Below are 24,596 nucleotides of genomic sequence, written 5' to 3' on the forward strand. Positions count from 1 at the left end.
GAGTGAATGCAGAGCGAACGGGCCGTGCAACCGGAGGAACAGATGGAACAGCACAAGATCGTTTCACGCGAAGAATGGCTTGCTGCGCAACGCGCACATCTCGTCGAAGAAAAGGCGTTCACGCGCGCACGCGACGCGCTTGCGAAAAAACGCCAGGCACTGCCATGGGTGAAAGTCGACAAGACCTACATGTTCGATACACCCGATGGCAAGAAGACGCTCGCGGATCTTTTCGCGGGGCGAAGCCAGTTGATCGTCTATCACTTCATGTTCGGACCGGACTGGGAGCAGGGCTGTCCCGGCTGTTCGTTCCTGTCCGATCATATCGATGGCGCGCTCGTGCATCTCGCGCATCGCGACGTCACGTATGTGGCTATCTCGCGCGCGCCGCTCGAAAAAATCGAGGCGTTCAAGGAGCGCATGGGCTGGCAATTTCCGTGGGTGTCGTCGTTCGGCAGCGACTTCAATTACGACTTCAACGTGTCGTTCACGCCGCAGCAGGAAGCCGAAGGCAAGGTCGTCTACAACTTCGACACGCAGGATTACGCGTGCGACGAACTACCCGGCATGAGCGTGTTCTACAGGAACGACAAGGGCGAAATCTTCCGCACGTTCGCGTCGTTCGCGCGCGGCGGCGAGCCGTTGATCGGCACGTACACGCTGCTCGATTACGTGCCCAAGGGCCGCGATGAAGGCGAGAACAAGATGATGGGCTGGTTGCGTCGTCACGACAGTTACGAAGACGGCGTGACGGGCAGATCGTTGACGGAAGGGAAAGAGGCCGACGCATGCTGCCATTCGGCGACGCACAAGTGAACGCGCGTGAATAGCCAGCACAGCCGGATCGGGCCCGCGTTTACAGCGACATTTCGAACGCGGGCTTGAGAAAGAGTTCGATGGCCATCACGACCAGGCCCATCGCGCCTGATGCGAGCGTGAGCGTGCCGTATTCGTCGTAACGCGAGTCGTACAGGCACGCGATCACGAAGAGAATCGCGAGCAGATTCGTCAGCCAGTCGAAGTTGAGTGCAAGCAGCATTGAATGATCCGGGCTCGTGCCGATAGATCAAAATCGTCGTGATCCTGATCGAACGGATTCTAGCGATGCGAGCTTACGGATAAGCAACAGCCGGGCTTACAGCGTGTGCGCTGGACAACGTTCTGCGCGCGTTTCTACGCGTCTTTCTACGCACCTGTTACGCGTCTTTCATCATGTCGTTCTCGATCCAGTCGATTACCGACGTGCGCGCCGGTTGCCAGCCGAGCAGATCGCGCGAGCGGGTGCCGCGCACGCGGCTATTCGAGCCGAGCCCATACGACGCCATTTCGTAGCCCCATTCGGCGATGGCCTGATCGAGCGGCCAGTCTTGCGCGGGACCGAGATGCAGTGCCTTCGCGATGGCCGCGCTCATGTCGCGGAACGACGCTTCGCCGCTTTCGACGAAATAGAACGTACCCGCCGGGCTCTTCTCCAGCGCGAGACGATACAACTCGACGACGTCGTCGATGTACACGTTCGACCAGATGTTGCCCCCGCTGCCGACATGCCGCACGACGCCGCTCTTTTGCGCCTGACGCACGAGGCGCGGCAACTGCACGCTCGCGCTGCCTTTGACGGCGCCGTGTCCGTAGATCAGCGTATTGCACAGCACCGACGAACGGACGCCGCGCTGCGCCGCATCGAGCACGAGCCGGTCGATCGCGACGCGCGGCGCCTTGTCGGCCGTCGGCTCGGGCAGCGCATCTTCCGTGTAGATCTTCGCGTCGCCGCGTTCGCCGCCCGACGCATCGCCGACGATGCTCGATCCGCTCGTGTGCAGGAGCGGCTTGCCGGAGCCCGCGAGTCCTTCGATCAGCGCAACGACCGCGCCGCGATGGTCGCTGCTCGCCGCGTTGATGACGGCGTCGGCTGCTTGCGCTTGTGCGATCAGCAGATCGCGGTCGTCGAGCGTGCCAGTTACGGGCTCGATGCCGAGGCGCTTCAGTTCGGCCGCATGTTCCGGGTTGCGGATCAGGCCCGTCACGCGATGGCCCGCGCGCACGAGCCCCGCCGCGATCGATCCGCCGATAAAGCCGCTTGCGCCTGTCACGAAGATGTTCAAAACGTTCTCCTTACGAGAAAAGACTTGGGACGGCGTCAGTATGGCGGCGCGCTGCTCTTGCAAAAAGCGCGCGGATCTCAAATCAATCTTGATCTGGAATCAAGAATGCGTCCGCGTGGCAGACATCGGCTGGCGCGGCGGTTTTTGTCCGCTTGCCAATGCGCAAACTCGACGTGTATATACAAGTTATCGGCGCGGCGCGACGAGGCGCGTGAACTGAAGCGCGAATTCGGCGATCGGCATGAACCGGCGAAAACTGCCAGATCCATGCCAGATTGCCTTGTCAGCTCTAATGGAAACCCCTTATGCGAATCTTCGAAATTTGAGTTGTATATACAAGCTGACGCCGCTACACTTCTCGAAATTGTATAGACAGGAACTCACACCATGATCCTCACGCCCGGCTCCCTGACTCTGCCCCAACTGCGCCAGATCGCGCGCGAACAGGTGACGTTGCAACTCGATCCCGCGAGCTTCGCCGCCATCGACGCCTGCGCTCAAGCCGTCGCGGACATCGCCGCCAAGGGTGAGCCGGCGTACGGCATCAACACGGGCTTCGGCCGCCTCGCGAGCACGCACATCCCGCACGATCAGCTCGAACTGCTGCAGCGCAATCTGGTGCTCTCGCATGCCGTCGGCGTCGGCGAGCCGATGTCGCTGCCCGTCGTGCGTTTGCTGATGGCGCTCAAGCTGTCGAGCCTCGGCCGCGGCCATTCGGGCATTCGCCGCGAAGTGATGGACGCGCTGATCAAGCTGTTCAACGCCGACGTGCTGCCCGTGATCCCCGTGAAGGGCTCGGTCGGCGCATCGGGTGATCTCGCGCCGCTCGCGCATATGTCGGCCGTGCTGCTCGGCGTCGGCGAAGTGTTCGTGAAGGGCGAGCGCATCTCCGCGACGGAAGGCCTGCGTCTCGTCGGCCTCAAGCCGCTGACGCTGCAAGCGAAGGAAGGCCTCGCGCTCTTGAACGGCACGCAGGCATCGACGGCGCTCGCGCTCTACAACATGTTCGCGATCGAAGACCTGTATCGCGTCGGCCTCGTGGCGGGCGCGTTGTCCGTCGATGCGGCTGCGGGTTCCGTCAAGCCGTTCGACGCGCGCATTCACGCATTGCGCGGCCATCAAGGCCAGATGGATGCAGCCGCTTCGTACCGCACGCTGCTCGACGGCTCGGCGATCAATCTGTCGCATCGCGATTGCGGCAAGGTGCAGGACCCGTACAGCCTGCGCTGCCAGCCGCAGGTGATGGGCGCATGCCTCGACCAGATGCGCGCCGCTGCGCAAGTGCTGCTCGTCGAAGCGAACGCGGTGTCCGACAACCCGCTGATCTTCCCGGACACGGGTGAAGTGCTGTCGGGCGGCAACTTCCACGCCGAGCCCGTCGCGTTCGCCGCCGACAATCTCGCGCTCGCCGCATCGGAAATCGGCGCACTGGCCGAGCGCCGCATCGCGCTGCTGATCGACGCGACGCTGTCGGGTCTTCCGCCGTTCCTCGTCAAGGATGGCGGCGTCAACTCGGGCTTCATGATCGCGCACGTCACGGCCGCCGCGCTCGCATCGGAGAACAAGACGCTGGCTCACCCGGCTTCCGTCGATTCGCTGCCCACGTCGGCGAACCAGGAGGACCACGTGTCGATGGCGACCTTCGCCGCGCGCAAGCTCGCCGACATCGCCGATAACACGGCGAACATCCTGTCGATCGAGCTGCTCGCCGCCGCGCAAGGCGTCGATCTGCGCGCGCCGCACAAGACGAGCCCCGCGCTGCAAAAGGTGATGGACACGGTGCGCGCGCACGTCGCGCATTACGAACTCGACCATTACTTCGCGCCCGATATCGCGGCGATCACAAAGCTCGTGCAGGACGGCACGATCGCGGCGCACAGCCCGTTCTCGTTCGTCTCCGAGCAACGCTAAACCACTTGCACAGCGACAGAGCGAGAGCGATGCCCAGCATGAACGCACCGGCCTATCAGGGAATCAAGGACTTTATCCTCGCCCGCATCCACGCGGGCGAATGGAGCGAAGGGCACCAGGTTCCATCGGAGAACGAGCTTGCACGCGAGTTCAACGTCGCGCGCATGACGGTCAACCGCGCGCTGCGTGAACTGACGGCCGAACAGGTGCTCACGCGCGTTCAGGGCTCGGGCACGTTCGTCGCGCGGCCGAAATACGAGTCGACGCTGGTGGCGATCCGCAGCATCTCCGACGAGATCGTCGCGCGCGGCCATCAGTATCACGCGAACGTGCTGCACGTGGGCGCCGCGATCGCCGACGAAGAACTCGCCGCCGAAATGCAGGTGAGCGCGGGCAGCCCGATCTTTCATTCGCGCGTGCTGCACTTCGAGAACGACGAGCCGGTGCAACTCGAAGAACGTTGGGTCAATCCCGCCGTCGCGCCCGAATACGCATTGCAGGACTTCACGAACACGACGCCGAATCAGTATCTCGTACGTGTCGCGCCGCTGCAGCGCGTCGAGTACCGCATCGAAGCGTCCGCGCCGGACACCGACACGCGCCGGCTTCTGACGATGGACGACGTCGAGCCGTGCCTCGTGCTGCATCGTCGCACATGGTCACAGAGTGTGGTCGCGTCCATTGCGAACCTCTGGCATCCGGGCAATCGTTACCGGTTCACCGGGCACTTCTGATTTCGTTCCGTTCGATCCATTCGCTCAGTCATCACCTCAGTCATCACCTCAGTCATCACCGTTACTAGCGCTTCCGAGGGCAACATGAATAACCCGAAACACATCGACCCGCGTCTCGACCCGACCCGCACGATCCGCGCGCCGCGCGGCAGCGAGAAAACCTGCAAGACCTGGATCGCGGAAGCCGCGTACCGGATGATCCAGAACAACCTGGACCCGGAAGTGGCCGAGCATCCGCATGCGCTCGTCGTGTACGGCGGCATCGGCCGCGCGGCGCGCAACTGGGATTGCTTCGATCAGATCCTCGCATCGCTGAAGGACCTCGAAGAGAACGAGACGCTGCTGGTGCAATCGGGCAAGCCCGTCGGCGTGTTCCGCACCCATGCCGATGCGCCGCGCGTGCTGCTCGCGAACTCGAACCTCGTGCCGCACTGGGCGAACTGGGACCACTTCCACGAACTCGACCGCAAGGGCCTGATGATGTACGGCCAGATGACGGCGGGCAGCTGGATTTACATCGGCAGCCAGGGCATCGTGCAGGGCACGTACGAGACGTTCTTCTCCGTCGCGAACCAGCACTTCGACGGCAACCCGAAGGGCCGCTGGATCCTGACGGGCGGTCTCGGCGGCATGGGCGGCGCGCAGCCGCTCGCGGCGACGATGGCGGGCTTCTCGATGATCGCCGTCGAATGCGACGAGACGCGCATCGACTTCCGCCTGAAGACGCGCTACGTCGACAAGAAGGCGAAGACCCTCGACGAAGCGCTCGCGATGATCGACGAGGCGAAGAAAGCGGGCACACCCGTTTCGATCGGCCTGCTCGGCAATGCCGCCGATGTGTTCGCGGAACTCGTTGCGCGCAACATCACGCCCGATTGCGTGACCGACCAGACGAGCGCGCACGATCCCATTCACGGCTATCTGCCGCAAGGCTGGACAATCGAAGACTGGCGCGAGCGTCAGAAGACGGACCCGCAGAGCATCGTGACGCCCGCGAAGCAGTCGATGGCCAAGCAGGTGCAAGCGATGCTCACGCTGCAGCAACGCGGCGCGGCCACGCTCGACTACGGCAACAACATCCGTCAGATGGCGCTCGAAATGGGCGTGCAGAACGCGTTCGATTTCCCCGGCTTCGTGCCCGCGTATATCCGTCCGTTGTTCTGCGAAGGCAAGGGGCCGTTCCGCTGGGTCGCGCTGTCGGGCGATCCCGAGGACATCTACAAGACGGATGCGAAGGTCAAGGAGCTGATCCCCGACGATCCGCACCTGCACAACTGGCTCGACATGGCGCGCGAGCGCATCGCGTTTCAGGGCTTGCCGTCGCGGATCTGCTGGGTTGGCGTGAAGGACCGCTATCGTCTGGGCCAGGCGTTCAACGAAATGGTCAAGAAGGGCGAACTGAAGGCGCCCATCGTGATCGGCCGCGATCACCTCGATACGGGATCGGTGGCGAGCCCGAACCGCGAAACGGAGGCGATGAAGGACGGCTCGGATGCCGTCAGCGACTGGCCGCTGCTCAACGCGCTGCTGAACACGGCAGGCGGCGCGTCGTGGGTATCGCTGCATCATGGCGGCGGCGTCGGCATGGGCTTTAGCCAGCACGCGGGCGTCGTGATCGTCGCCGATGGTTCGGACGCCGCGCACGAGCGCCTCGGCCGTGTGCTGTTCAACGATCCCGCGACGGGCGTGATGCGTCACGCGGACGCCGGCTACGAGCTTGCGCAGAAGACGGCGCGCGAAGCCGGTCTCAAGCTGCCGATGCTGGGCCGCTGATCGTGAGCGCGACGTCATCGTCCGCAAGCGTGTCGCTGATCCGCGGCGCGGATCTCGTGGCGTCGCCGTGGAAGAACGGCGGCGGCGTCACGCGCGAAGTCGCGGCTCATCCCGTGGGCGCGGCGCTCGATGCGTTCGTGTGGCGCGTGAGCGTCGCCGATGTCGGCGCGGCCGGTCCGTTCTCGCGCTTCGCGGGCATCGACCGGACGCTCGTGCTGCTGTCGGGCGCGGGCATGCTGCTCGACGAAGCGAGCGAAGAGGACGAAGCGCAACGAATGTCGCATGCATTGCGCGCGCCGCTCGACGTTGCGCGCTTCAAAGGCGAGACGGCCATCGACGCGCGCCTCGTCGACGGCCCGACGCGCGACTTCAACCTGATGGTGCGGCGTGGCGCGGCAACGGGCGACGTCGCGATATGGCGTGACGAAGCGCGCGCGCAACTCGATGCCGACATTGTGCTGCTGTTCTGCGCGCATGGTTCGCTCGATGTCGCGCTCGGCGGCGATATGAAAGCCGCCACGCTCACGTCCGACGACACCTTGCGCATCGACAGCGCACGCGCATTGCGATGCGAGGTCGAAGGCAAGGGCGCGTTGCTCGTCGTCAGCATTCGTTATACAGACAAATCTACGGACAAGTCTGCGGACAACTCGCCAGCCTGAACGTGCCTTGAACGCAATGGGCCTGCCCTCAACAGACTGCCTTCAACGATATCCGCAATGAAGCCAACCGTCTGGAACCATCTCAAGCTCTGCGCGCAGGGCAACCCCAACGAAACGATCGACGATGCCGCGATCGCCGTCGAGAGCGGCCGCATCGCGTGGCTCGGCGCGGCACGCGAACTGCCCGCGCAGTATGCCGCGTGGCCGCGCGAGGACCTGGGCGGCGCGTGGGTGACGCCGGGGCTCGTCGATTGCCATACGCATCTCGTGTACGGCGGCCAGCGCGCCGACGAATTCGCACAGCGTCTCGCGGGCGTGAGCTACGAAGAAATCGCGAAGCAGGGCGGCGGCATCGTGTCGACGGTGCGCGCGACGCGTGCCGCCGACGAGGCATCGCTCTTCAGTCAATCGGCGGCGCGGCTCGAACCGATGCTCGCCGAAGGCGTGACGGCCATCGAAATCAAATCCGGCTACGGGCTCGACCTACAAAGCGAGCGCAAGATGCTGCGTGTCGCGCGGCAACTGGGCGAGCGTTATCCCGTGACCGTCTACACGACGTTTCTCGGCGCGCATGCGTTGCCGCCGGAGTTCGCAGGCCGTGCGGACGACTACATCGATGAAGTGTGCGAGCGCATGCTGCCCGCGCTCGCCGACGAAGGGCTCGTCGATGCCGTCGACGTCTTTTGCGAGCGCATCGGCTTTTCGCTCGAACAGAGCGAGCGCGTGTTCAACGCCGCGGCGCGGCGCGGGCTGCCCGTCAAGATGCACGCGGAGCAGTTGTCGAACAGCGGCGGCACGGCGCTTGCCGCGCGTCATCGCGCGTTGTCGGCGGATCATCTCGAGTTTCTCGACGAAGCGGGCGTCGCCGCGATGAAGGAAGCGGGCACCGTCGCCGTGCTGCTGCCGGGCGCGTTCTACTTCATCCGCGAAACGCAGTTGCCGCCGCTCGACTTGCTGCGCCGTTACGAGGTGCCGATTGCGATTTCGACCGACAGCAATCCGGGCACATCGCCCGCGACCTCGCTGCTGCTGATGATGAACATGGCGACGACGCTCTTCCGGATGACCGTCCCCGAAGTGCTGCAAGGCGTGACGCGCCATGCGGCGCAAGCACTCGGCAAGGCGGATACGCATGGCGCGCTCGCGGTCGGACGTGCCGCCGACTTCGCGGTGTGGTCGGTGCAATCGCTTGCGGAACTCGCATACTGGATCGGACGGCCGCTGTGCGAGCGCGTGGTGCGCGGCGGCGAAACGGTATATACGCGGCGCGGCTGATCCGCGCGCGGGAACACAGGCACAGAAACACGCACAGACGCACGCACACGCACAGACGCACGCACAGGCACGCTATCAAAAGCACGCCAACGCAACGACAGCCCAACACGACATGACTCAAGCCACCCAATCGCTTTTCGCCGATCACGCGTTCCTGCCCGAAGGCTGGCGCCGCAATGTGCTGCTGCAATGGAACGCGCACGGCGCACTGCTTTCCGTCACGCCCGACGCGCAAGCGTCCGCAGGCGTCGCGCGCGCGAGCGGCCCCGTCTTGCCCGGCATGCCGAATCTTCATTCGCACGCGTTTCAGCGCGCGATGGCGGGCCTCACCGAATACCGCGCCGCATCGGGCACAGGCGCCACCGACAACTTCTGGAGCTGGCGCGACCTGATGTATCGCTTTGCCGCGCGCATCACGCCGGAAGGACTCGCGTCGATTGCGCAATGGCTCTACATCGAAATGCTGAAGGCGGGCTACACGTCCGTGTGCGAGTTCCATTACGTGCATCACATGCAGGACGGCAGCCGTTATGCGAACGCGGCGGAACTGGCGCAACGCGTCGTCGATGCGGCTGGCGCGAGCGGCATCGGCATCACGATGCTGCCCGTGCTCTATCAATACGCGGGCTTCGGCGCGCAGCCGCCGCGCGACGATCAGCGCCGCTTCATCAACACGCCGGAGAGCCTGCTCACCCTGCTCGACACGCTGCGCAGCGCGCGTCCCGAACACGGCGCGCTGCGTTATGGGGTCGCGCCGCATTCGCTGCGCGCCGTGTCGAACGATACGCTGCGCGCGCTGCTCGATGGCCTCGATGCGATGTCGCCGGGCGCGCCCGTGCACATCCATATCGCCGAGCAGACGGCGGAAGTGGATGCGTGCATCGAAACGGAAGGCGCGCGGCCCGTGCAATGGCTGCTCGATCGCTTCGACGTGGATGCGCGCTGGTGTCTCGTGCACGCGACGCATATCGACGCCGACGAAACCACGGCGCTCGCGAAGAGCGGAGCCGTCGCGGGCCTGTGCCTGACGACGGAAGCGAATCTCGGCGACGGCATCTTTCCCACGCACGATTATCTGGAGCAAAGAGGGCGCATCGGCGTCGGCAGCGACAGCCATATCGGCGTCGACTGGCGCGCGGAACTGCGGCTGCTCGAATACGGCCAGCGCCTGTCGAGACGGCAGCGCAACGTGCTCGCGTCGGCGGACATGCCGCGCGTCGCGGACCGCCTGTTCGCCGCGTCGCTGGAAGGCGGCGCGCTCGCGACGGGCCGCGCGGTCGGCGCGTTGCGTACCGGCGCGCGCGCCGACTTCATCGTGCTCGATGCGAACCATGCGAGCATCGCGGAGCATGGGAGCGACGCGTGGCTGTCGGGTGTCGTTTTCTGCGAGCACGGAGAGACACCCATCCGCGATGTGTACGCGGGCGGCCTAAAGGTTGTCGACGGTCGCAAGCATCGCGACGAAGAGCGCGCGTATGCGCAATACCGCGCGGCGCTCGCCGAACTGCTGAAGTGAAGCTAGCCGCCGAATCGCCGGCGCTTTTGTCGGCCCGAATCAACTTTGAGAAGCACTGACGACATGACTGCGACGCACACCTTACCCGTCTTCTCGCTGCATCGGGGAAGCCTGCCGATGCTGATCTCGATCCCGCATCTGGGTACGCGTATTCCCGACGACATCGCCGCGACGATGACGCCCATCGCCGCGCGCACGGACGATTGCGACTGGCATCTCGACCGCCTGTACGCGTTTGCGAAGCGCATGGGCGCGTCGATTCTCGCGCCCACTTATGCGCGCTACGTGATCGACCTGAACCGTCCGCCCGATGGCGCGAACCTCTATCCGGGGCAGGACACGACAGGCCTCTTGCCTGTCGATACCTTCGACAAGGAGCCGCTCTATCGAGACGGCCATCTGCCCGACGACGCCGAAATCGCGCGCCGCCGCGATGCGTACTGGAAGCCGTATCACGAGGCCTTGCAGGGCGAGCTTGCCGCGCTGAAGGCGCAGCACGGTAACGTGCTGCTGTGGGAAGCGCACTCGATCCGCTCGCAGGTGCCGCGCTTCTTCGACGGACGGCTGCCCGATTTCAACTTCGGCACGTCGAACGGCGCGAGCGCAGTCGAAGGGCTCGCCGAAACGCTGGCGAATATCGTCAAAGGGCACGACGGCTATACGGCCGTTGCGAATGGCCGCTTCAAGGGCGGCTACATCACGCGGCACTACGGACAACCCGCGCAGAACGTGCATGCCATCCAGCTCGAACTGTCGCAGATCACGTACATGCAGGAGCAGATGCCGTACGCGTACGACGAAGCGCTTGCCGCAAAGATCGAACCGCTGCTTGAAACGCTCGTCAAGACGGCGCTCGAACGCGTCGTGGCCGCCTGATCCTCCTCTTTGCCCGCCACACGGCGAAATCCATGTGGCGGCGTCTCCATCGCGCGGAACGCTGCTTGCTTTCCGCGGTCAATTCCCGAGTGAGTTGCGCGCGTCTGTTCTGCGCGCCACTGTTGTCTTTGCGCCGCGGCGTTCGGGCGAATCCGGTTGCGCGCCGCATGGCGATGCGTCTATCTTTGTCGAACACAGCGCCTGGGCACGTGCGTTGCGCCGCGAGGCTGTCCGGCGGAGCATCGTGCATGGGCGCGGCCTGCGCGCATGCGCTAGCAGCGAGACTGACGAAGGAAGAGCCAGCGATGGAATATTCCGACGAATACCTGCTTCCTGTCTGGCGAACGAATCTGGCCTTGCTGACGCGGGAGGTCGGCGCATCGACGCGTCTTGCGCGGATGATGACGTTCTCCCCGTCGTACCTGAAGCTGATGCTCGCCGGCCAGCGCGACTTCAGCGAAGAGTTCGTGCGCGGCGTCGAAGCGGTGACGGGGCTGCCGCCCGGCTGGATGGATACGCCGCATGAATCGCACGACGTGCCCGACAATGCACGCGATGCAATCGACAACGAAACGCCGCTTGCCCGCTTTCGCGGCACCGCGCATCCGGTACGAAAGAAGTCGGTGCTGCGTCCGCCGGAACCGATCTTCGGTCAGCAGCCGCAACGCCGTCCCGAAGATGACACTCACGAAGCCGAACAGCATCGGCGTCAGGCGCACTTTCGCAAGGTGCGCGATCTCGCCGTGCAGGAAGTGCGGCGCTTCGAACGCTATCTGACGCATCCGCCCGTCGAGCTCGCGTCGGTGCGCGCGAAAGTCGAAGACGTAATGGCTGCCGCCGATCTCGACGAACGGATCGATGCCGATCTCGCCGGCCGTCTCGAACAGATCGACAAGCACCGCCATATGCTGCTGCGTCATACAGAGCGCTTGCACGCGCTGCTCGCACAGCTAGGCGAAGACGACTGACCACGTCGCGCACGAGCCTATAGCGCATGATGTGTCAGAGCCGCGCGAGCGCGGCGCTGTCGAGAATGCGGATCCGCTTGCCGCGCGCATGCACGAGCCGCTCCTGCTGCAACTTCGAGAACATCCGGCTGGCTGTCTCGAGCGTGATGCCGAGATAGCTGCCGATCTCGTTGCGCGTCATACGCATGTTGAACTCGGTCGCCGAATAGCCGAGCGTGCCGTAGCGCTCCGCGAGATTCAGCAGAAACGCGGCGACGCGCTGCTCGGCGCGCATCGTGCCGAGCAGCAGGATCATGTTCGTTTCGCGTACGATTTCCCAGCTCATCATTCTGTGCAGATGGCGCTGCATCGGCCTGATTTCGCGGCACAGGTTCTCGAGCGGCTCGAACGGAATCACGCAGACGGTGCTGCGTTCGAGCGCAACCGCGCCGCAACGATGCTGGCCGCCGGCGATGCCGTCCAGCCCGAGCATTTCCCCAGAGATCTGGAATCCCGTCACCTGCTCGCGTCCTTCTCGATGCATGACGACGGTCTTGAACGAACCGCTGCGCAGGACATAGACGCTTTGAAACGGATCGTTAGCGCGATAGAGGTTGGCGCCGCGCTGCACGGTACGCACCTCGCAAACGAGCGAGTCCACCTGCGCGAGTTCGTCGGCGCTGAGATCGGCGGGATTGCATAGCGTGTTGATCGCCCATTGCGAGCCGCGCGGCACCGGATGCAGTGCCGCGCCCGCGTGCAACCTGCGCGCGAGGTCCGGTGCCTGGCTGAATGGGAAGAGCGTGGTCGTCTGCGCATCGACAAGCAGCATGATGGTCTCCTTCAAGGGAACGCGCATGCGGGCCATGTGCACGCGCTGTGGTGTTGTCCCGCTTTCGCGTCATTGCAGAAGAGCGGCGCGGACGGGCGACGTTAGCGTTGCATCGAGCGTGGCGCTCAGGGTTCCTCGCTGTCATCGAACAGCCTGTGGCGCATCGCGTAGCGCACGAGCGCCGTGCCGTGCGGCATCCGCATCTTCTCGAGGATGCGGGCCTTGTACGTGCTGACGGTCTTCGTGCTCACGCACAGTTGCGTCGCGATCTCGCCGATTCTTTCTCCCGCCGTGATGCGCCGGAACACATCGAATTCGCGCTTGCTGAGCCGCCGATGCGGCAGCGCCTCGACAGGCTCGGGCGGATTGCGCCCGATCTGCCCGGCCATCGCGACGCCCATGTAGAGACCGCCACTGGCGATTGTCATCAGCGCGCCGATCAACTCGCCGCTTGCGCTTTCGCGGGTCAGATAACCCGATGCGCCCGCCTCGAATGCGCGCATCGCGTACTGCTCGTCGCCGTTCATCGTCAGCACGAGTACCTGGATACCCTGATTGATCTCCCCGATTTCGCGGATCAACTCGACGCCGGTGTGGCCCGCGATCGACGCGTCGAGTATCAGGACGTGCGCTTGCGTCGAGCGCACCAATGCGATCGTGCCGGCCGCGTCGGCTGCTTCACCGGCGACTTCGAAGTCCGTCAAGTGCAGCAGAATGTTGCGAATGCCTTCGCGTATCAGCGCGTGGTCGTGTGCAATGAGGATGCGAGTCATGAGTGCGGCTCTTGAAATTGAAAGGGCGTTCAATGGAAACGCGTTCTCACGCGCGAACGGTACGATTTACGTGTCGTCGCGCGTCATGTTCATTTCGTTCGTTCGCGTTCTCGATTATTTAATGCATCGATCATGTTTGATATCGCTTATGTAACTACCGGATAGCCGGCATTTCATCGTTGCAAACAAAGCGGATTGATCGTGCATGGGAATGATTTATCCCCCTCCAAACGGAGGGTGCCACATTGAATTTGTCGACTTAGACTCTCTGCTAATCGGTCGAGCATGCAGCCAGATGTAGCCAGGAAGCGCGCCGCGATCGGCTTGCACGCCATGACGTCGGATGCGCGAATCAACGATGTATTCAGCGCTCCGCCGCATGCCGTTTTGCATACGCCTAATCAACCGCGCGAAGGAAAAAGACCTCCGCTTCAAGGCCTGCGACTCACAGTCGTGTTCTGCATGTTCGCGCTTGTTCATCGGATGCCTCCATTGCGATACCGAGTTAGCAATGCAAAACGGCGTTTTGCCGTATCGCGAGTCGAGATGTATATGATTTTTCCTTAAAAATAATATGTCCCATAGGATAACTAAGAAATAGATGTAGTTGAAAACAGCATTTTCATTTTTGAAAAAGGTTTCTTATGGATCTAAACGCGACTCGTATGTTCGTTACGGCAGTGCAGACGGGGACCCTTTCTGCCGCGGCAGCACGCCTTAACGTACCGTTGCCCACGTTGAGCCGACGCATCCGGCGGCTCGAGCGCGACTTGCGCGTGCAACTGATCGAGCGCGGCACACGGGGCGTGACGTTGACGCGCGCCGGCATGCAGTTTTATGAAACGACGGACTTCGGCATCGACTCACTGCTCAAAGCCGAGGACGTGCTGAGATCGGGGCAGGCTCACTATGAAGGCGTGCTCAGGCTATCGTTGCCGCCTTCGTTCGAGCCGTGGTGGGAAATGCTCGGCGATTTCCAGGAACGGTATCCGGCGATCAAGGTGTGCGTGTACACCAGCGAGCGCAATGTCGATCTGCGGCACGAGGGCATCGACGTTGCGCTGCGGGTTGGCCGGGTCGTCGACGACAGCATGGTAGCGCGGCGGCTCGTCAGCTACCGGCATGTGCTGGTGGCAAGTCCATCGCTCGCCGAGCGCCTCGATATCGATTCTCCTGAGGCGCTGCAGTCGTGTCCGTGCGCGGTCTGGTCGAACCAGCCGAACGACGAAAGCAGCTGGCGTCTGGGCGACCAGGCGCTGCGCGGCAGCGTGAGGCTCGCCACGAACGACTACCTTCATTTGCGCATTCGCGCGTTGCGTGGCGAGGTCGTCACGGAGCTGCCGCCGTTCCTTGCCGCGGACGCGATCCGCGATGGCACGCTGCGCGCGCTTTTCCCCGACCACGTGATGCCGTTGCAGTACATCAGTCTCGTGTACCCGTCGCATCGGCATCCGTCGAGCCTCGTGAAGGCTTATCTCGACCACTGCGAGGAATACGTCGCTTCGTTCGTGGGGCTCGCCAACCAGGGGGCGCACGCACCCGGAGCCGCGCGGCCGTCTCGCTCGTGACGCGTGCCTTCAGGCGCGCAGTTCGCTCAGGATCTGTTCCGCGAGATAGTCGCAAGGCGGACGATTCGAGCGCGCGCTGCGTGCCAGGATGATTTCGAGTTCCGGCAGCTTCGGCAGGCCATGCTGCCGACCGAGCGTGACGAAGCGCTCGGGCACCGCGCAACGCGCGAGCGGCGCGACGGCGAGCCCGGCGTCGACCATGCTGAAGAGGCCCATCAGGCTCGGACTTTCATACGATGTGCGATAGGCGATCTTTGCGCGTTCCAGCGCGTGAAGCGCATTCGCGCGCGCGACGCTGCCCGTGCCGAACACGGCGATGGGCAGCGGGCGCTCCTTCCACACTTCGCGTCCTGCGGCGGACGTGCCCGCCCAGACCATCGGTTCGAGCCGGATGAACTCGCCCGCGAGACCCTTGACGCGCGTCACGCACGCGAGATCGATCTTGTTGTCCTTCAGGAGCGGCGCCAGCGCATTGCTGGGCAGGCCGACCACCTGAATTTCGACCTTCGGATACGTCGCCGAAAAATTACGCAACACGGAGGGCAGCAGCGACGACGCGTAGTCGTCCGGCACCCCGATCGCGACGCGGCCTTTCACATCGGGATGCACGACGGACGCCCACGCCTCGTCGCGCAGCGCGAGCATGCGCCGCGCGTAGGCGAGCAGCGTCTGGCCGTCCTGCGTCAGCGTCACGCTGCGCGGTCCGCGTATGAAGAGCGGCTTGCCGAGCGCCGCTTCGAGCGAACGTATCTGCATGCTCAGCGCCGATTGCGAGCGATGCACGAGCGTCGCGCCGCGCACGAAGCTGCCCGTGTCGGCGATGGCGACGAACATCGCGAGCACGTCGAGGTCGAGGGCTTTCATTCGCTTTTATCCGTCGTTATCTGCTTGATTGAACACATCAGAAATATTGATCGAAATGTTCAATATAACGCGTTTGCCTGAAGTCAGGTGCGGCGGGCATACTGGTTTCGTCAGAGACCTTTCACACGACACCATGACGACGCCCGCCACCTACGACGAATTCAAGCGCCTGAACATGCGGCTCGACATGTCGCGCGGCAAGCCTTCGCCCGAGCAACTGGACCTGTCGCGGGCACTGATCGACGAAGCGGGGACGGCGGGCTTCATGTCGCGCGATGGGATCGATTGCCGCAACTACGGTCATGTGCTGGGCTTGCCGGAAGCGCGCGAGTTCGGCGCGCAACTGCTGGATGTCGACACGGCGCAAGTCGTCGCGGCGGGCAATTCGAGCCTCGAACTGATGCACGATGCGCTCGTGTTCGCGATGCTGCACGGCGTGTCCGACCATGTATCCGCGCATGCATCCAATCACGCGCCGTGGAGCCGGCAGGGCGAGGTCGCGTTTCTGTGTCCTGTGCCCGGCTACGACCGGCATTTCGCGATCTGCGAGGCGCTGGGCATTCGCATGATCGCCGTGCCGATGACGCAGGACGGTCCCGACATGGACGCCGTCGAAGCGCTCGTCAAGCACGATGCGTCGGTGAAAGGCATCTGGTGCATGCCGCTCTACAGCAATCCGTCGGGCGCGATCTGGTCACGCCCGACGATCGAGCGTCTCGCCGCGATGCCGACGGCCGCGAACGATTTCCGGCTCTTCTGGGACGACGCCTACCGTTTTCATCATCTGACCGACACGCCGCACGCGACGCCCGACATCATCGAACTCTGCGAGCGGGCGGGGCACGCGGATCGCGCGCTGGTATTCGCGTCGCTGTCGAAAGTGACGCTCGCGGGCGGCGGCGTCGCGTTCCTCGCGTCGTCGCGGCGCAATGTGGACTGGTGGCAGCGGCATGCGAGCATTCGCACGATCGGCCCGGACAAGCTGAACCAGTTGCGGCACGTGCGCTATCTGCGCGACCGCGAAGGGCTCGAACATCTGATGGCGAAGCATCGCGCGTTGCTGCGCCCGAAGTTCGATGCGGTGGTGGCTGCGTTCGACGCGCTGCTCGCCGATGTGCCCGATGTGTCGTGGAACCGGCCGGAAGGCGGCTACTTCATCAGCCTGTACGCGCCAAAGGGCCGTGCGAAACGCACCGTCGCGCTCGCGGCCGACGCGGGACTCGTCTTGACGCCCGCGGGCGCCGCGTATCCATACGGACGCGACGACGAAGACCGGCATCTGCGTATCGCGCCGTCGTTTCCTTCGCTGCATGAGGTGACGCTCGCGGCGCGCGGCATCGCGCTATCGCTGCGTCGCGCGCTGGAGGAGAGCGCCGCCAGCGCGACGCGGTGACGAGGTGAAGCGCGCCCGCCCGCATGCGCAAGCCACATGCGGCGCAAACCGGTAGCGCGCGCAACAAACTGTAATGACGGGCACGCGATGGAACTCGTCATCGCCGGCGGTTTTGCGGTAAAAGAAGCGGATGACCGACCGCGCCCGCATCATTCCGCTGATCGTTGCCTGCCCGCTGTTCCTGCAAAACCTCGATACGTCGATCATGGCGACCGCGTTGCCGTCGATCGCGCGCTCGCTCGACGTCGAGGCGCTGCATCTGAATCTCGCGATCACTTCCTATCTGCTCAGCCTCGCGGTGTTCCTGCCCGCGAGCGGCTGGCTTGCCGACCGCTTCGGTGCGCGCCGCGTGTTCTGCTCGGCGATTGGCCTGTTTTCGTTTGCCTCAGCGCTGTGCGGGCTCGCCACGTCGCTGCCGCAGCTCGTCGTGTTCCGCGTGCTGCAGGGCATGGGCGGCGCGATGATGGTGCCCGTCGGCCGCCTGATCCTGTTGCGCAGCGTGCCGCCCGCGCAGATGGTCGCGGCGATGGTGTGGTTCACGGTGCCGGGCGCCGTCGGGCGGCTGGCAGGGCCGCTCCTCGGCGGCTTCGTCGTGACGATTACGTCATGGCGCTGGATCTTTCTGCTCAATGTACCGTTCGGCGTGATCGGCGTGCTGTGCGCGCTGGCCTTCGTCGACGATACGCATGAGCACATCGACGAGCGTTTCGATCTGCCCGGTTTCATCCTGCTTTCGACGGGGCTTGTCGGGCTCGTCGGCGGGCTCGACACGGCGGGCCGCGGACTCGTGCCGCAATGGGTGACGTTCGCGTTCACAGGCACGGGCGCGCTATCGATGCTGCTGTACTGGCTCTATAGCCGCCGCCACGCGGACGCCATCATCGATCCGTTGCTGCTGCGCTTCAAGGCGTACCGGACGGCCGTGCTCGGCGGGATGCCGCTGCGCATCGGCATCGGCGCGTCGCCCTTTCTGATGCCGCTGATGCTGCAACTGGGCTTCGGTCTCTCGCCGCTCACATCGGGGTCGCTGAGCGTCGCGACGGCCGTCGGTTCGCTCGCCGTGCGCGGCGTGATGGGCCTCGCGATCCGCCGCATCGGCTTTCGCACGGTGCTGATCGGCGCGACCTGCATGACGGGCTGCTTCTACGCGTGCTATGGCCTGTTCCGGCCGAGCACGCCGCATCCGCTGATCTTCTGCGTGTTGCTGGTGGGCGGCCTGTTCAATTCGCTGGCGATGGTCACGCTCAACACGCTCGGCTACTCCGACATGCCCAAGCCGAAGATGAGCCGCGCGACGGCGCTGTCCGGCATGGCGCAACAGCTTTCCGTGAGCGTGGGCGTCGCGTTCGGCGCGTCGCTGCTCGCGCTGACGGCGCATCTGCACGGCGGCAGCGCCGCGCATCTCACCGCGCGCGACTTTTCGCCGGCGTTTTTCGTCGTCGGCGCGGCGGTGCTGTGCTCGCTATTCTTCTTCGTAAAGCTGTCGAAGGACGAGGGCGCGGAGTTGCGGCAGCGTTAGACGGTTCGCTCGCTTGCGTTGGCGGCGTTATTCGCGCCGGCGCCGCGCAACGAACTCGCCTTGCAGATTCCACGAGATGCCGTCATCGGCGAGTGCGACGCCTGTCCAGCGGAACGAATCGTCGGTGATCTCGGTGAAGTTCCAGCGGATCGGCGTGCCGTTCGTACGCGTGCCGATCTGCACGATATCGCGGCCGACTTTCCTGCCGATCAGCTCGTCGCGCTGGCCGTTCACCGGATTGATGTACGTGACGCGCCACGCGCCGATCGACGGGTCCCAGACGCGCAACGTCGTGCCGTACATGTCGAGGCCGGGCTCGCGCTGCGCGCTACGGTCCGCGCGGCGCGGCATGATCCAGACATCCTGCACCGCGCGCCCTTCGAGCGCCCAGCCGAAGTGAATCTCGCCCGTGAGGCGCCGCTCGCGCACGTCGACGCGATAGTGCAAAACGTCCATGTCCCAACTGCCGACGAGCCAGCCATACAGATCGTCGGCGGCATCGATATCCGCTGCGCGGCAAGGCGCGGCGAGTGCGGCCTGAAAGCCAGAAGCGAGACCATGATCCAATGCGTTCATTGCGTGTTGCTCCGTTTGACAGGTTCGGTTGAAGGGTCCGGTTGACGAATCCGGTTGAAGGTTCCGGTTGAAAAGGGCGGCCGGGCGTGGCACTGTGCGCCTGCCGCCGATGTGATAAAACGATCGTACGGACCCGGCGAGGTGACATCTTGGGAAAAATTGCCGTCGATCTCGAAGCTGCGCTGCAACGACGCGATGCACTCGGCACGCGCGGCGACACACACATGCGCACGCTCGCAGCAGGCGACGGCTGGACTGTCGTCGATGTGCTGTGCACGTTCGGTCCGCGTGACCTGCCCTTCGAAGAGCGGCACGCGGGCGTCTGCATCGCGATGGTGGTGGCAGGCGCGTTCGGCTATCGCTCGACGAGAGGACGCGAGTTGCTGACGCCCGGCTCGCTGCTGCTCGGCAACGCGGGCGAATGCTTCGAGTGCGGGCATCGTCATGCGCCGGGTGACCGCTGCGTGTCGTTTCACTATCAGCCTGCGTACTTCGAGCGGCTTGCCTCCGACGCGGGTTTTTCACGCAAGGACATCCCGTTCCGGCATGGCTGCATGCCGCCGTTGCGCGCGTTTTCCGGGCTGATCGCGAAAGCCTGCGTGGGCGCGACCGATGCAACGCAGTTCGACGCCTGGGACGAACTGGCCGTCGATCTCGCCGAAGCCACGCTGCGCTCGACGCAAGCCGATGTGAAACGCCGCGCTGCGCAGACGAGCGCATCGGCATGGGCACGCGTCACGCAGATCGTCCGCGCGATCGACGAAGCGCCCGATGCGCCGCATACGCTCGCGAGTCTCGCGCAAATGTGCGGGCTGTCCGATTTCTATTTTCTGCGCACCTTCGAACGCGTGACGGGCGTCACGCCGCATCAGTACGTGCTGCGCGCGCGACTGCGTCACGCGGCGCTGCGGCTTGCCAGTGAGGACACGAAGATCGTCGATATCGCTTTCGATAGCGGCTTTAACGACGTGTCCAATTTCAATCACGCATTTCGCGCCGAATTCGGCATGAGCCCGCGCGCGTGGCGCGTGCAGCGCGGCGCGCGTGCGGATCGCGTGGCTCGCATCTGCGAGGCATCGAAAGCATGAGCCGGCGTGTGCACCGGTTGCGCGCGGCTGCCGTGCTGCCGCTGATCGTCTGCGCATGCGGTGCAGTTGCCGTGCACGCGCAGGAGCGCGTCGCGCCCGACGACGTGCCGCCGTCGACCACGGAACGCGACGTGCATCTGTTCGTCGTGCAGAAAGACGGTTCCGTCGAGGAGCACGACGATACGATCCTGCGCGCGAACACGACGAGCGGCGTCGACGAAATCGCGCAGCGCTATGTGTGGTTCAACAAGGACATCGAGCAGGTGCAGCTGCTCGCGGCGGAGACGATCGACGGCAATGGCGTCGCGCATCCCGTCGGACCGGACGGCATTCGCGACGTGCAGGAGCCGCGCTCGGCGGGCGCGCCGACCTTCGAGGACGGCGTGCTGCGCACGGTGATCTTTCCGGGCGTCGAGCCGGGCTCGCGCGTGCATCTCGCGTTTCGCAAGACGCGCGCGGTGCCGTTGCAGGCGGGCACGTTCGCGTATTTCGTCGAGCCGACGCGCGGGCCCGTCGATATGCAGCAGCTGATCTTCGATCTGCCCAGCGACGTGCCGCTCTACGCCGACGCGCGCGGCTACGTCGCGCTTCCTCCCGTGACGGAGAACGGCCGCACGCGCTACACGTTCGAATACCATCACGGACCCTATGCGCCCGTCGAGTCGGGCGCCGTCGGCTATCCGACGTGGGGCGACCGCCTGATGGTCTCGACGACGCGAGACTTCGCCGCGTTCGCCGAGCGTTATCGTTCTGCCGCATACGATCCGAGCTGGCGCGACCCGAGCGTCGTGCAACTCGCGCAATCGTTGACGGCGCAGGCCGACGATCCGCGCACGAAGGCGCAGATCCTTTACGACTGGGTGCGTCTGAATATCCGCTACGTCGCGCTTTTTCTCGGCGAGACGGCGGCCATGCCGCACAAGGTGAGCGACATACTTCGCAACCGCTACGGCGACTGCAAGGACCACGTCGCGCTTTATAGCGCGATGCTGGCGGCCGTCGGCATCGACAGCCAGGCCGTGCTGCTCAATCTCGGGCCCGTCTATTCGCTGCCCGACGTGCCGGGCTACGGCGCGAGCGCGATCAATCATGCGATCACGTGGATTCCGTCGCTGCAGATGTACGCGGATACGACGGCGGGCGGAATCGGCTTCGGCTATTTGCCGCCGGGCGCGATGGACCGGCCCGTGTTGCTCGTCGACGACGGCGCGCTCGCGCGCACGCCCGCGACACAGGAGCACGGCCGCACGGTGCGGCTCGCCATCGACATCGATCGCACGGGCACGGCGGGCTTCACGTATCGCGTCGAGGATGCGGGCGTGTCCGCCGAACTGGAGCGCAACGTGTTTCGACGCGCGACGCGCCAGCGCTGGCTGCAGATCGCCGCCGACCGCTTGCGGCAGACGGGACTGCACGGCATCGCGCGCCTTCAGCCGGGCGAGCTGCGGGCGACCACGGGCCCGTTCCCGACGACGATGCAGGGCACGCTCGAGCACTTCTCATGGCCCGACGGCACGACGGCGCTGCCCGCACTGACGAGCTTGTCGGGCGGTATCGCGACACAGGTGCAGGCGTGGCTCGCGGAGCCGGCCCGCACGCAGCCGTGGGTGTGCATCGGCGGCGACTTCGACGAGACGTCGCAGATCACGCTGCCCGATACAGTGCGCGTGACCGACATGCCGCAGGACACATCGGTGCGCGACCGCTTCTTCGATTACGAGTCGCACTATGTGTTCGATCCGTCGTCGCGGATCGTGCAGATCACGCGGCGGCTGCATGCGCGGTTCGGGCATCAGGTGTGCAGCCCGGATGAGTTCGCGCAGACGCGGGCGTCGCTGGTGAGGATCGAACGCGATGCGTTGTCGCAGATCGTGGTAAGGGTGGGCTAGGGCGCCTGAGGTCTGAGTGTGATTGGTTGGTTTAGCCTGCTGCTGGCATCCGCGTATGCGGTTTCTGTCTGCGACGGCTTTTTTGTGATGGTTGTTTCAGCGTGCCGCTGGCATCCGCGTTAGCGCCTCGCGGCGCGAGCGTTGCCCCTGTGCGGGGCGGCACCTACTTTTCTTTGCCGCCGCAAAGAAAAGTAGGCAAAAGAAAGCGGGCTAACACCGCCAATGCTTGACGATTACCCACGGGCTCTCAACGTCCCCGTGTTTCGCACGGCAATGTGCTGGCTTGCATTCGTTGCCAACGCTCTGGCTCGACGCCTCACCCGCTTCATACACGCGTGGCACAACGGAGGGTATCGAACGCTTTAGCGCCGCATGTCGGTAGTGAATGAGGTTGCTGTGTCGTACAGGGCAACGCTCGAACCTGGCGCCGCATCGCGTAGCGAGGGTTTCCTGTGCGGTGCGATCGCCTACACACAGTTTGCCGCAAAGGGGCCCGCGATCTTCGATGTCGCGGCCCGCAACACGGGTGCATGAAGCAGGTGAGGCGCTCGGGTAGTGCGTTGGCAACGAACATGAGCCGGTAAGTTGCCGTGTGAACGATGGGGACGTTGAGGGCTCGTGGGTAATCGTCAAGCACTGGCGGTGTGAGCGGCTTTCTTCTGCCTACTCTTCTTTGCCGCGGCAAAGAAGAGTAGGTGCCGCCCCGCACAGGGGCAACGTCCGCGCCGCGAGGCGCATCGCGAATGCCAGCGGCCGGCCAAAACAACCAGCCAGCGGCAGGCTAAAACAACCAAAAAAAGGGGGCCGCGGCGACCGCTAAACGCCGCTCTTAGTCACGACAGGCACCCAAACCCCGTTCTTCACCTGATACAGCGTCGATGCCGCGCTCTTCAGCGCGCCCGTGCTATCGAACGAGATCGTGCCCGTCACGCCTTCGAAGTTAATGCTCTTGAGAGCCGGGCGATACACCTTCGGGTCCGACGATTTCGCCGTCTGCATCGCCTTGATCACGGCCCACGCCGCGTCATAGCCGAATGGCGCATACGACAGGATGTCGTCGCCGAAGCGCTTCTTGAACTTCGCCGAGAAGTCCTTGCCGCCGGGCAACTGCGCGAGCGGCCGGCCATATTCCCAGGCCATCGCGCCTTCGGCCGCTTCACCCGCGAGCTTCACGAACTCGGGATCTTCGACACCGCCGCCGCCGAGCAGTTGCGCCGTCATGCCGAGCTGCTTCATCTTCTTCGCAATCGCGGCAGCCTGCGTGTCGAGTCCGCCGAAGAAGATCAGATCGGCGTTGGTCGCCTTGATCTTCGTGAGCTGCGTGCTGAAGTCGACGGCCGTGTTACTCGTGAACTCGCGCGCGACGATATTGCCGCCCGCCGCCTTCACCGCCTTCTCGAACTCGTCCGCCTCGCCCTGGCCGAACGCCGTGCGGTCGTCGATGATCGCGATGCGCTTCGCCTTCGTCACCTGCACGGCGTACGTCCCCGCGTTGCCGGCGTTCTGCGCATCGGTGGAGATCACCATGAACGTGTTCGCGAAGCCGCGGTTCGTGATGGTCGGATTCGTCGCGGCGGGATCGATCATCGGAATACCCGCCTGTTCATAGACCTGCGAGGCGGGAATCGTCGTGCCCGAGTTGAAGTGGCCGACGATGCCGGACACGCTCTGGTCCACCAGTTTCTGCGCAGCCTGCACGCCGATGCGCGGGTCGGCCTGGTCGTCCTCCGAGACCAGTTCGAAACGCGCGACCTTGTCGCCGATCTTGATCTTCTGCGCGTTGGCTTCCTCGATGGCGAGCCGCACGCCGTTCTGCAGGTCCTTGCCATACCCTGCGTTGGGTCCCGTCATCGGTGCGGCGAAGCCTATTTTTACGGGCATTTCGTCTGCGGCGAAACTGGTGAGCGGCGCAATGGACAGCACGGCGCCCAACATCACGGCAAACGGATTCAGCGTCTTGCAAAGGCTCATGGTTTCTCCTTACATCGGCAGACAGGGATGGGAAAAACAGCCGGCTTGCAGTGCACGCTTCACGTCGGGCTCGACGTCTGGTCTTACGTCGAATGACGCGAAGCGCTACCGGTCGGATTGCTCGATGCAGTGTGTCGGCAGGGTCTCCTTCGTGACGAAATCGGACAAATGCACGGACGAGAGTACGGACGATGCAGCACAAACGGCAATGCTGGAAAACACCGAAGCCGCATCGCTTGCATGCCCTCTGCCGACGGACCTGTGACCTCGCGCAACCCGCGTGCTGCAGCCGATCCGTGGCGCGAATATAGAAAGCCAATATGCGTG

Annotated in this window: 21 protein-coding genes; 14 read left to right on the top strand and 7 right to left on the bottom strand. The window is 64.4% G+C overall.

All coding sequences use genetic code 11. The annotated features are described in order from the left end of the window. The first annotated feature begins 42 nt into the window (after positions 1-42). Positions 43-816 carry a DUF899 domain-containing protein gene (locus BMW76_RS00335; protein WP_090862442.1) on the top strand — a complete coding sequence of 258 codons (774 nt, stop codon included), beginning with the start codon at positions 43-45 and terminating at the stop codon, positions 814-816. A gap of 40 nt (positions 817-856) precedes the next feature. Here the strand turns inward: BMW76_RS00335 and BMW76_RS00340 are convergent, their stop codons facing one another. Both BMW76_RS00340 and BMW76_RS00345 read right to left on the bottom strand, forming a co-directional pair. Further along, positions 857-1,039 (bottom strand): hypothetical protein, encoded by a 183-nt coding sequence (locus BMW76_RS00340; protein ID WP_090861582.1) that lies wholly within the window; start codon positions 1,037-1,039, stop codon positions 857-859. A 157-nt stretch (positions 1,040-1,196) separates the two neighbouring features. Next, the gene (locus BMW76_RS00345; RefSeq protein ID WP_090861584.1) at positions 1,197-2,102 is read right to left on the bottom strand and encodes an NAD-dependent epimerase/dehydratase family protein; all 906 of its coding nucleotides are present in this window, start codon (positions 2,100-2,102) and stop codon (positions 1,197-1,199) included. A 387-nt stretch (positions 2,103-2,489) separates the two neighbouring features. Between BMW76_RS00345 and hutH the strand changes: the two genes are divergently transcribed. From hutH to BMW76_RS00385, 8 genes are all read left to right on the top strand, one after another. Beyond that, positions 2,490-4,013 (top strand): histidine ammonia-lyase, encoded by a 1,524-nt coding sequence (gene hutH, locus BMW76_RS00350; RefSeq protein WP_090861586.1) that lies wholly within the window; start codon positions 2,490-2,492, stop codon positions 4,011-4,013. Positions 4,014-4,051: 38 nt separating this feature from the next. Beyond that, positions 4,052-4,747: a histidine utilization repressor gene (gene hutC, locus BMW76_RS00355; RefSeq protein ID WP_090862445.1), complete on the top strand. Its 696-nt coding sequence runs from the start codon at positions 4,052-4,054 to the stop codon at positions 4,745-4,747. Positions 4,748-4,831: 84 nt separating this feature from the next. Further along, positions 4,832-6,520 (top strand): urocanate hydratase, encoded by a 1,689-nt coding sequence (gene hutU / locus BMW76_RS00360; protein WP_090861588.1) that lies wholly within the window; start codon positions 4,832-4,834, stop codon positions 6,518-6,520. A gap of 2 nt (positions 6,521-6,522) precedes the next feature. Continuing rightward, complete coding sequence (locus tag BMW76_RS00365) at positions 6,523-7,182, top strand: HutD/Ves family protein (protein ID WP_090861590.1); 660 nt, start codon at positions 6,523-6,525, stop codon at positions 7,180-7,182. A gap of 57 nt (positions 7,183-7,239) precedes the next feature. After that, positions 7,240-8,457 carry an imidazolonepropionase gene (gene hutI / locus BMW76_RS00370; protein WP_090861592.1) on the top strand — a complete coding sequence of 406 codons (1,218 nt, stop codon included), beginning with the start codon at positions 7,240-7,242 and terminating at the stop codon, positions 8,455-8,457. 112 nt (positions 8,458-8,569) lie between these two features. Next, positions 8,570-9,973: a formimidoylglutamate deiminase gene (locus BMW76_RS00375; RefSeq protein ID WP_090861594.1), complete on the top strand. Its 1,404-nt coding sequence runs from the start codon at positions 8,570-8,572 to the stop codon at positions 9,971-9,973. A 63-nt stretch (positions 9,974-10,036) separates the two neighbouring features. Next, positions 10,037-10,849, top strand: a complete 813-nt coding sequence (gene hutG / locus BMW76_RS00380) for an N-formylglutamate deformylase (RefSeq protein WP_090861596.1) — start codon at positions 10,037-10,039, stop codon at positions 10,847-10,849. A gap of 305 nt (positions 10,850-11,154) precedes the next feature. Then, on the top strand, positions 11,155-11,817 hold the full coding sequence (locus tag BMW76_RS00385; RefSeq protein WP_090861598.1) for a hypothetical protein: 663 nt from the start codon (positions 11,155-11,157) through the stop codon (positions 11,815-11,817). Positions 11,818-11,851: 34 nt separating this feature from the next. Here BMW76_RS00385 and BMW76_RS00390 read toward each other — a convergent pair whose 3' ends face one another. Continuing rightward, entirely contained in the window at positions 11,852-12,628 is a 777-nt protein-coding gene (locus BMW76_RS00390; protein WP_090861600.1) for a helix-turn-helix domain-containing protein, read from the bottom strand. A gap of 125 nt (positions 12,629-12,753) precedes the next feature. Further along, positions 12,754-13,401 carry a response regulator gene (locus BMW76_RS00395; protein WP_090861602.1) on the bottom strand — a complete coding sequence of 216 codons (648 nt, stop codon included), beginning with the start codon at positions 13,399-13,401 and terminating at the stop codon, positions 12,754-12,756. A 644-nt stretch (positions 13,402-14,045) separates the two neighbouring features. Between BMW76_RS00395 and BMW76_RS00400 the strand changes: the two genes are divergently transcribed. After that, positions 14,046-14,969, top strand: a complete 924-nt coding sequence (locus tag BMW76_RS00400) for a LysR family transcriptional regulator (protein WP_090861604.1) — start codon at positions 14,046-14,048, stop codon at positions 14,967-14,969. 9 nt (positions 14,970-14,978) lie between these two features. On the opposite strand, the gene BMW76_RS00405 is transcribed toward BMW76_RS00400, so the two are convergent. After that, complete coding sequence (locus BMW76_RS00405; protein WP_090861606.1) at positions 14,979-15,833, bottom strand: LysR substrate-binding domain-containing protein; 855 nt, start codon at positions 15,831-15,833, stop codon at positions 14,979-14,981. 133 nt (positions 15,834-15,966) lie between these two features. Here BMW76_RS00405 and BMW76_RS00410 point away from each other — a divergent pair, with 133 nt between their 5' ends. Next, positions 15,967-17,226 carry an aminotransferase class I/II-fold pyridoxal phosphate-dependent enzyme gene (locus BMW76_RS00410; protein WP_090861608.1) on the top strand — a complete coding sequence of 420 codons (1,260 nt, stop codon included), beginning with the start codon at positions 15,967-15,969 and terminating at the stop codon, positions 17,224-17,226. A gap of 130 nt (positions 17,227-17,356) precedes the next feature. Next, positions 17,357-18,745 (top strand): DHA2 family efflux MFS transporter permease subunit, encoded by a 1,389-nt coding sequence (locus BMW76_RS00415; RefSeq protein ID WP_090861610.1) that lies wholly within the window; start codon positions 17,357-17,359, stop codon positions 18,743-18,745. A 27-nt stretch (positions 18,746-18,772) separates the two neighbouring features. On the opposite strand, the gene BMW76_RS00420 is transcribed toward BMW76_RS00415, so the two are convergent. Continuing rightward, positions 18,773-19,321: a hypothetical protein gene (locus tag BMW76_RS00420; protein WP_090861612.1), complete on the bottom strand. Its 549-nt coding sequence runs from the start codon at positions 19,319-19,321 to the stop codon at positions 18,773-18,775. Between the two features lie 149 nt (positions 19,322-19,470). Between BMW76_RS00420 and BMW76_RS00425 the strand changes: the two genes are divergently transcribed. Next, positions 19,471-20,409 (top strand): helix-turn-helix transcriptional regulator, encoded by a 939-nt coding sequence (locus tag BMW76_RS00425; RefSeq protein WP_090861614.1) that lies wholly within the window; start codon positions 19,471-19,473, stop codon positions 20,407-20,409. After that, on the top strand, positions 20,406-22,298 hold the full coding sequence (locus BMW76_RS00430; protein ID WP_090862448.1) for a DUF3857 domain-containing transglutaminase family protein: 1,893 nt from the start codon (positions 20,406-20,408) through the stop codon (positions 22,296-22,298). Before BMW76_RS00425 ends, BMW76_RS00430 begins: the two co-directional genes overlap by 4 nt. 816 nt (positions 22,299-23,114) lie before the next feature. Here the strand turns inward: BMW76_RS00430 and BMW76_RS00435 are convergent. Continuing rightward, positions 23,115-24,269: a branched-chain amino acid ABC transporter substrate-binding protein gene (locus BMW76_RS00435; RefSeq protein WP_090861616.1), complete on the bottom strand. Its 1,155-nt coding sequence runs from the start codon at positions 24,267-24,269 to the stop codon at positions 23,115-23,117. Positions 24,270-24,596: the final 327 nt, after the last annotated feature.

Source organism: Paraburkholderia diazotrophica (assembly GCF_900108945.1).
Taxonomy (GTDB): Bacteria; Pseudomonadota; Gammaproteobacteria; order Burkholderiales; family Burkholderiaceae; genus Paraburkholderia; species Paraburkholderia diazotrophica.